6 protein-coding genes are annotated in these 8,486 nt (G+C 33.3%); 5 read left to right on the top strand and 1 reads right to left on the bottom strand.

The window, feature by feature from the left end; genetic code table 11:
- From B3J44_RS02215 to B3J44_RS02200, 4 genes are all read left to right on the top strand, one after another.
- Nucleotides 1–264, top strand: a 264-nt coding sequence (locus tag B3J44_RS02215) for a PepSY-associated TM helix domain-containing protein (protein ID WP_286965438.1), incomplete at its 5' end; no start/stop codon positions are given.
- Between the two features lie 97 nt (nt 265–361).
- Nucleotides 362–1,087 (top strand): hypothetical protein, encoded by a 726-nt coding sequence (locus B3J44_RS02210; protein WP_286965435.1) that lies wholly within the window; start codon nt 362–364, stop codon nt 1,085–1,087.
- A gap of 235 nt (nt 1,088–1,322) precedes the next feature.
- Complete coding sequence (locus B3J44_RS02205) at nt 1,323–3,542, top strand: TonB-dependent siderophore receptor (protein ID WP_286965432.1); 2,220 nt, start codon at nt 1,323–1,325, stop codon at nt 3,540–3,542.
- A 140-nt stretch (nt 3,543–3,682) separates the two neighbouring features.
- A complete protein-coding gene (locus B3J44_RS02200) occupies nt 3,683–4,996 on the top strand; it encodes an APC family permease (RefSeq protein ID WP_286965429.1) in 1,314 nt (437 codons plus the stop codon).
- A gap of 148 nt (nt 4,997–5,144) precedes the next feature.
- Here the strand turns inward: B3J44_RS02200 and B3J44_RS02195 are convergent, their stop codons facing one another.
- Nucleotides 5,145–7,778: a valine--tRNA ligase gene (locus tag B3J44_RS02195; protein ID WP_286965427.1), complete on the bottom strand. Its 2,634-nt coding sequence runs from the start codon at nt 7,776–7,778 to the stop codon at nt 5,145–5,147.
- A 287-nt stretch (nt 7,779–8,065) separates the two neighbouring features.
- On the opposite strand from B3J44_RS02195, the gene B3J44_RS02190 reads away from it, so the two are divergent.
- Nucleotides 8,066–8,446, top strand: a complete 381-nt coding sequence (locus B3J44_RS02190) for a DUF1573 domain-containing protein (RefSeq protein ID WP_286965425.1) — start codon at nt 8,066–8,068, stop codon at nt 8,444–8,446.
- The last annotated feature ends 40 nt before the right edge of the window (nt 8,447–8,486 follow it).

Raw genomic sequence — 8,486 nt, 5'->3', positions numbered from 1 at the left:
ATTCGATACGAAAATCGTTTCGATGATACATCAATGCTATTTGACCAATACAGCGGAAAGAATCTTAAAGTTACCACTTATAAAGACAAAAATAATGGTGAGAAATTCAGGTTTATAAATTACGATCTGCATGTTGGTAGTATTCTCGGATTTCCAGGAAAAGTTCTTGCTTTTTTTGCCAGTCTAGTTGCTGCAAGTTTACCTCTAACCGGCTTCTTAATTTGGTGGGGACGAAATAAAAAAAAGAAAAAAACGAGCAGCTAGTACTTTCTCCCTCTTTTTTACGGTTTTTATTTTTAATTATTCTAAATAAGACTTATGTTTGTAAAAAATATCATTCTAATAATTTAAACTTGATCTTATGAAATCAAATACTTTAAAAACATTAAGCTTTTTATTTCTAATGCTTTTTGCCGCACCACAGCTTTTTGCCCATGCTCTTTGGATCGAAACTAAAGCAACAGGAACAAAAGGAAAAGCCCAAGAAATTTCTGTTTATTTTGGAGAATTCTCTGATAACGATATTACAAAAGCTGATAAATGGTTTTCTGATTTAAAAGATTTTTCATTGGTAGTAATTTCTCCTTCAAAAAAAGAAACAAAACTGACTGCAAAAGCTTTAGATAATAAATACCAAGCATTCTTTACACCAGAAGAAGACGGAGTTTATACCATTGTAATGCATCATACCGTTGGAGACGTTTACGGAACAATGAAATTAGATTATAACTCAAGTGCAACCGTAGTTGTTGGAAATAAATCTGCAGGAAATGTCGCTGCAGCTAACAATAATAAAATTAGCGTATTCTCTGAAAATGCTGATATCGCGAAAAAAAATACTGTAATCAACGTCTCTGCTTTATATGAAGGAGCTATTGCAAAATCTCAAAAAATTAAAGTAATCGCTCCAAACGGATGGGAAAAAGAATTATGGACAAATGATAAAGGAGAAATCTCTTTTACTCCTATCTGGTCTGGAAATTATATGGTTGAGTTTGCTTATACTGAAAAATCTGCTGGTGAACACAACGGTAAAAAATACGACGAAATCTGGAAAATGGCTACATACCAAATTGCAGTAAAATAATTTAAGAAAATTTCATTCTTAGAGTTTAATTTCAATTTAAAAAAACCTTGTTTAACGGCAAGGTTTTTTTGTTGCTATTTATACTAAATTAAAATAATATTAGAAAATCCTTAAGACAATCTTAAGAAAACAATAAGAAAGGTTTAAGTAAGAAAACGCCCCATAAATTTCATTAACACAATCATGCCATTGTATATTTGCGGCGATCTATTTTTATTGAATCTAAATAAACAACATGAAATATAATTTACTATTTGCATTAGGCTTATTAAGTTTTGCCTCTTACGCTCAAGACTATTCAAGCACTGAATCTACTTCATCTGTAAACGATACAGTTAAGAATAAAAAAGGGGAAATTTTAAATGAAGTAGTTGTTACTAAAACCAAAGAACCAAAACCAGTAACAGCAGTTCGCTCTGGATTAAAACCAATGGACAATCCACAAAGCATACAAGTTATTGGTTCTGAAGTTATCGAACAGCAGCAAGCTATTAGATTAAGCGAGGTTCTTAAAAATGCTAACGGTGTTTACGTTGGTTCTGCTCGTGGTGGTGCTCAAGAATCTTTTTTCTCTAGAGGTTATGACATGTCTACAAACAATATGTTTAAAAACGGATTCCGTTATAATGCAGGGTCAATTCCTGATGTTTCTGGACTAGATAAAGTAGAATTTCTTAAAGGAGGTTCAGCTTTATTATTTGGAAACGTAGCACCTGGAGGAATTCTAAATTTAGTAACTAAAACACCTCAATTTAAAAGCGGTGGAGAAGTTTCAATGCAAATTGGAAGTTACTCTTATTATAAGCCAGCATTTGATTTGTATGGAGGTCTTACTAAATCAATTGCCTTTAGAATCAACGGTTCTTACGAAAACTCAGAAAGCTTTAGAGATGTTGTAAAAAATAAACGTGTATATGTAAATCCATCGTTGCTTTTTATCATTAATCCTAAAACTCAAATTACAATTCAAGGAGATTATTTAAGCGCAGATTGGACACCGGATTTTGGAACTGGAATTATTGGCACACAAATTCTTGATTTGCCTAGAAATGCTTTTTATGGATCTCTTTGGTCTAATGGTAATACAAAATCTGCTAGTGCATCTGTATTGTTAAATCATGATTTCAATAAAAATTGGAAGCTTAATTTCAATAGCTCTTACCAAACTTATGACAGAGCTTCAAAATCTACAGCGCAATTATCTTCTGTTAAAGAAAACGGAGACTGGACAAGACCTTTAGTTCAAAATGATAACTCAGAACAAATTTTAGGAGATCAATTAAGTCTTCAAGGAAACTTTAACACAGGATCAATAAAACACCAAATATTTACTGGTGCAGACTGGGAAAACTCATTTGCAACGGCTTATACTTTTGCATTTAATCCTGCAAATTATGATACAATCAATCTTTTCAACTTTGATCCGTCAACACAAAGAAATGATATTCCAGATGCGAGAGCAACTCAAATTGCAAAAACAGAAACGAATCGTTTTGGTGTCTATTTTCAAGATTTAATCTCAATTACAGAGAAATTCAAAGTATTGGCTGGTGTACGTTGGTCATGGCAAGAAGCTGAAGTTACTACTTATAAAGAAACAGCAACTGGTGCAGGAAACCCAGAAAATGCAATACCAACAGTTGGTGACAAAAAACTTGACAATGCATTTTCTCCAAAATTTGGTTTAATTTACCAACCTAGAAAAGAGGTTTCTATCTTTGGTAGCTATTCTACTTCATTTACACCAAACACAGGAACTACAGCAGATTTAAAACCAATTGAACCTTCTATTATTGATCAATACGAGGCTGGTATTAAAACTGATTTCTTAAAAGGATTATTAAGCACAAATGTTACAGTTTATCAAATCACCAACAGCAACTTAGCTCAAACTGCCGAATTTAAAGCTGATGGAAGTTTAAACACAGATACAAACGTAAAAGTTTTAAGTGGTGAAACGAAAAGTAAAGGTGTTGAAGTTGATGTTACGGCAAGACCAATTGACGGACTTAGCATTATTGCAGGATACAGCTACAATGATATGCTTTATACTAAAACATCTGGATTAAACGGAAGTTTTATTGAAGGTGATCGTCTTGTTAGAACTCCAGCAAACACAGCAAACTTAAGCTTCTATTACACCGTACAAGAAGGTCTATTAAAAAATTTATCTGTTGGAGCAATTGGAAATTATATTGGTGATCGTTTAGGAGGTTGGAATGATCAATACAACACAGATACAGTTAAATATCCTGACGGAATCTACCATAGAGAAATTCCTTTGGAAGGTTATGTTACTATTGATGCATCTGTTGGATATGCTTGGAGAAAATTCTCGATTCTTTGCAAATTATCAAACATCACAAACGAATTAAATTATACTGTTCACGAGAACTATAGTGTAAACCCAATCGCTCCTCGTCAAGTTATGACAAGCTTGCGTTACAAGTTCTAAAATATTGAATTAGAGTTTTGATTTTATCCCAAGATTTTTAAGTAAAACTAAAAATCTTGGGATTTTTAGTTTATGTCTAATACTAATTCAAATAGCCCTATTTTTGCTTGAAATTATAATCCTTAAACAGAAATTCAAAAATGTCAGATTCCAAGAAAAACCAATTGCAAAAAAGTTTAGGCCTTAGTTTTAATATTGCCGTTTTAATTGGAGGAACAATCGGTGTCGGAATCTTAAGAACTCCCGGAACCATAGCAGAAATGCTAAACAATTATTGGCTTATTTTGGCTTCTTGGCTGTTTGGAGGTTTATATGTTTTACTGGGTGCAAATTCATATTCAGAACTGGCGACAATGCTGCCAAAAGCTGGTGGATCTTACAACTACATTAAAAGAGCTTTAGGAGAATATGCTGGTTTTCTTTCTGGGTGGTATGATTATATTGTAAATGCCATCCCTCCTGCTTTTTACTGTATTGTAATTAGCGAATACACTATTATTTTATTTCCGCAATTAGCCCATTATTCAACAGTACTTTCCATTTCTTTATTGGTTGCATTTGTATTGCTTCATTTAAGCGGTGTAAAAAACGGCAGCTTGATACAGCAAATTACCAGTTTATTAAAAGTAATTTGTTTTGTAGCTTTGGTTGTAGCTTGTTTTATGTATACAGGAGTTGAAGTTCCTTCAATAAAGACAGACAACTCCATCTTTCAAATCGGACTTCTTTTTGGATTCTTTAAATCATTACAGCTCATTATTGGAACTTATAATGGCTGGAATGCTGTTTGTTTTTTCGCAGAAGAAAATGATGATCCAAGCAAAAACATTCCTAAATCATTATATAGTGGCGTTTTGCTTGTTGTAGCTATTTATATTTTGGTAAATGCTGCTTTCTTTCATGTTTTACCAATTGAAACTTTAGCCAAATCAAATCTAGCGGCGGCTGATGTTGCTAAGATTCTTTTTGGCGAAAGTGGTGCTAAAATCGTAACCGTTATTTCAATCTTTTCTTTAATCAGTATTTTAAATGCTTTTATGATGATTCCGCCAAGAATTCTTTACGGATTAAGCCGTGACGGTTTTTTCATCAAACAGGGAACACAAGTCAATAAAGGAGGAACACCAATTGTCGCGCTTTTAGTTTCATCATTTTTTAGCTTGTTTTTAATCTGCATTGGTTCTTTTGAAGTGCTGTTTTCATTCGCTGCTTTTATCTCGATAATTGTTTGGGGACTCGCCTATTATTCGCTTCTAAAATTAAGAAACACAGAACCCGATTTACCAAGACCTTATCATTCCTTTTGGTATCCATGGACCACTATAATCGCTATTATATTCTCAATTGCATTACTTGCAGGATTCATCTACAGCGATCCAAAAAGCTTTATTATTATTGTGGGTATTGCAATTGTTTCTTATCCTTTGTTTTTGGTTTTGAAGAAGAAAAAATAACATGTTTTTTGAATTACACATAAAAGTCCGTACAGTGATTCTCCAATCTTTGTCGATTTCCGAGTGTGATTCCTCGTTCCTCGGAATGACAAAAACAAAAAAAGCTGTCCAAAGTGGACAGCTTTTCTATTTTAAATCAATCTGATTCTTATTTCAAACCAGCCAAACTCTGCTCGATTGTAGCAATTTTTGCTAGAGCATCTGCTTGTTTTTGTTTTTCTAGATTAAGTACTTTCTCTGGAGCTCCGTTTACGAATTTCTCGTTAGAAAGTTTTGCTTCAACAGATTTCAGGAATCCTTTTGTATAATTCAATTCTTCTGTCAGTTTTGCAATCTCAGCTTCAACATCGATATTTCCTGTAATCGGGATGAAATATTCATTCGATTTTACACGGAAAGACAATGCTCCATCTACTTTTTCAGAAACATATTCGAAAGCAGAAACGTTTCCTAATTTTGTTATGATTGAATCAAAATAAGTAGAAACATTTTCGCTGTTGATTCCTTTTAATTCAATTGCATCTTTAAACGGAATATTTTTGTCTTTTCGGATTGTTCTAATTCCCGAGATTACTTCAATTGAATTTTCGAAATCAGCAATTAATTTTGCATCAAATGGTTTTACTTCTGGCCAAGTTGAAACAATTAAAGCTTCTTCCGGAGTTCTCTCGGCGATTAACTGCCAAATTTCCTCTGTCAAGAAAGGCATAAAAGGATGCAATAACTTCAAGTTGTTTTCTAACATTTCGATCGCTTTCGCGAAAGTTACGCTGTCAATTGGCTGTTGGTATGCAGGTTTAATCATTTCTAAGAACCAAGAACAGAAATCATCCCAAACCAATTTATAAATAGCCATAAGAGAATCTGAAATTCTGTATTTCTCAAAATTATCTTCAATATCAACCAAAGTCTGTTGTAATTTCGCTTCGTACCATTCAATAGCCACCTTTGATGATTCTGGCTGTGCGATAGTTTCTGAAACTTCCCATCCTTTAATCAATTTGAAAGCATTCCAGATTTTGTTTGAAAATGCTTTTCCTTGACTACATAATTCTTCATCAAACATAATATCGTTTCCTGCAGAAGCACTTAAAAGCAATCCTACACGAACACCGTCTGCACTAAATTTATCAATCAAGTCTAAAGGATCAGGAGAGTTTCCTAATGATTTAGACATTTTACGACGTTGTTTATCACGTACTAATCCAGTCAAATATACATTTGTAAATGGTTTTTCGCCTGCATATTCGTAACCTGCAATGATCATTCTCGCAACCCAGAAAAATAAAATATCCGGACCAGTTACCAAGTCATTTGTTGGATAATAATATTTAAAATCTGGACTTTCTGGATCCATGATTCCGCCAAAAACTGACATTGGCCATAACCAAGAAGAAAACCATGTGTCTAACGCGTCAACATCTTGTTTTAAGTCAGATGTTGTAAGTGAGTTGTTAGATGTTTTTTCTTTTGCTAAAGCTAAAGCATCTTCAATGTTTTCTGCAACTACGAAATCTTCTTTTCCGTCTCCATAATAATACGCTGGAATTTGTTGTCCCCACCATAATTGACGAGAAATATTCCAATCACGAATGTTGTTTAACCAATGCGCATAAGTGTTTTCGAAACGTTTTGGATGTAATTTAATTTCTCCTGTTTCTAAAACCGACTTAATTGCAGGTTTTACTAATTCTTCCATTTTCAAGAACCATTGGTCAGATAATCTTGGCTCGATTACGGCTTTTGTTCTTTCAGAAGTTCCAACTTTATTTAAGTGAGTTTCTGTTTTTGCTAAAGCACCAATTTCTTCAAGTTCTTTTGCAATTTCTGTACGAACTACAAAACGATCTTTTCCTTGATAATGTAATCCGAAACTGTTTAATGTTGCATCTTCATTAAAAATATCAACGATTTCTAGATTGTGTTTTTCTCCTAACGTTTTATCGTTCATATCGTGAGCAGGCGTTACTTTCAAACATCCTGTACCGAATTCAACATCTACATATTCGTCTTCAATAATTGGAATTACACGACCACAAATTGGAACGATCGCTTTTTTACCTTTTAAATGTGTAAAACGCTCGTCATTAGGATTGATACAGATTGCAGTGTCTCCAAAAATAGTTTCTGGACGAGTTGTAGCAATAGTCAAGAAATCTTCTGAACCTTCGATTTTATATTTTAAGAAAAATAATTTTCCTTGTTGTTCTTCATAAATTACTTCTTCGTCAGATAAAGTCGTTTTAGCTTCTGGATCCCAGTTTACCATACGGTATCCTCTGTAGATTAATCCTTTATTATATAAATCTACAAACGATTTAATTACAGATGCAGACATATCTGGATCCATCGTAAATTTAGTGCGTTCCCAATCGCAAGAAGCACCTAATTTCTTAAGTTGTTCTAAGATTGTTCCGCCATATTTATCGGTCCATTCCCAAGCGTGTTTTAGGAATTCTTCGCGGGTCAAATCGTTTTTATTGATTCCTTCTGCTTTTAATTTCGCTACCACTTTTGCTTCAGTTGCAATAGAAGCGTGATCTGTTCCTGGAACCCAACAAGCGTTGAATCCTTTAAGACGTGCTCTACGAATTAAAACATCCTGAATCGTATTGTTCAACATATGTCCCATGTGAAGGACTCCAGTGACGTTTGGCGGCGGAATTACAATGGTGTACGGTGTTCTATGATCTGGTTCTGAATGAAAATAGTTGTTTTTCATCCAGTAATCATACCATTTACTCTCAATCGTCTTAGCGTCAAATTGTGCTGGAATTGTCATTTACTAGGGTTGTTTAATCGTTAATTTGTTTAACCGTTTAATCGGTTTTGATCATCGAATTTCAAATTGATTTGTTTTCTTATTTCTGTTTAAAAAATCTTTTATAAATCAATCTCAACGATTAAACAAATAAACGATTAAACAGTTAAACAAAAAAACTGGTTCAATTTTTGTATTTATAACTGACAGCAAAAGTAAATAATTAAGTAGACTATAAAAAGAGAAATAATAATTTGTGTGTTAATTAAAAGAATGTATATTTACTTACAATAAAAAAAAGATTTCATATGAAAAATACAGCCTCTTTTATTGCAGTCTTATTGTTTAGCGCAATAAGTTTTGCACAAAACGGCCCAAAAATTGAATTTGCAGCCTCAGACAATACAATTGATTATGGAAAAATTTCTAAAGGCGACAATGGGCTTCGTTCCTTTGAATTTACAAATACTGGTGATGCTCCATTATTAATTACAGGTGCAGAATCTACAGTAAGTTCTATCATTGTAACAAAACCTGCGGCAGCAATTTTGCCAGGCAAAAAAGGAAAAATTGATGTAAAATATAATATGGCAGCAGGACCTATTCGTAAAACAATTACTGTTGAAACAAACGCAGTAAACTATCCTGACGGAAGAGTAGCTCTTAAAATTAAGGGTGAAGTTCAATAAGAATTAAAAACTTCTAAATAATAAAAAGCCGTTTCTAAAT

Origin of the sequence: Flavobacterium sp. UBA4854, from assembly GCF_002399805.1 — a bacterium.
GTDB lineage: Bacteria > Bacteroidota > Bacteroidia > Flavobacteriales > Flavobacteriaceae > Flavobacterium > Flavobacterium ginsengisoli.
The sequence above is the reverse complement of the archived record's forward strand: the minus strand, read 5'-3'. Positions and strand labels throughout refer to the sequence as shown.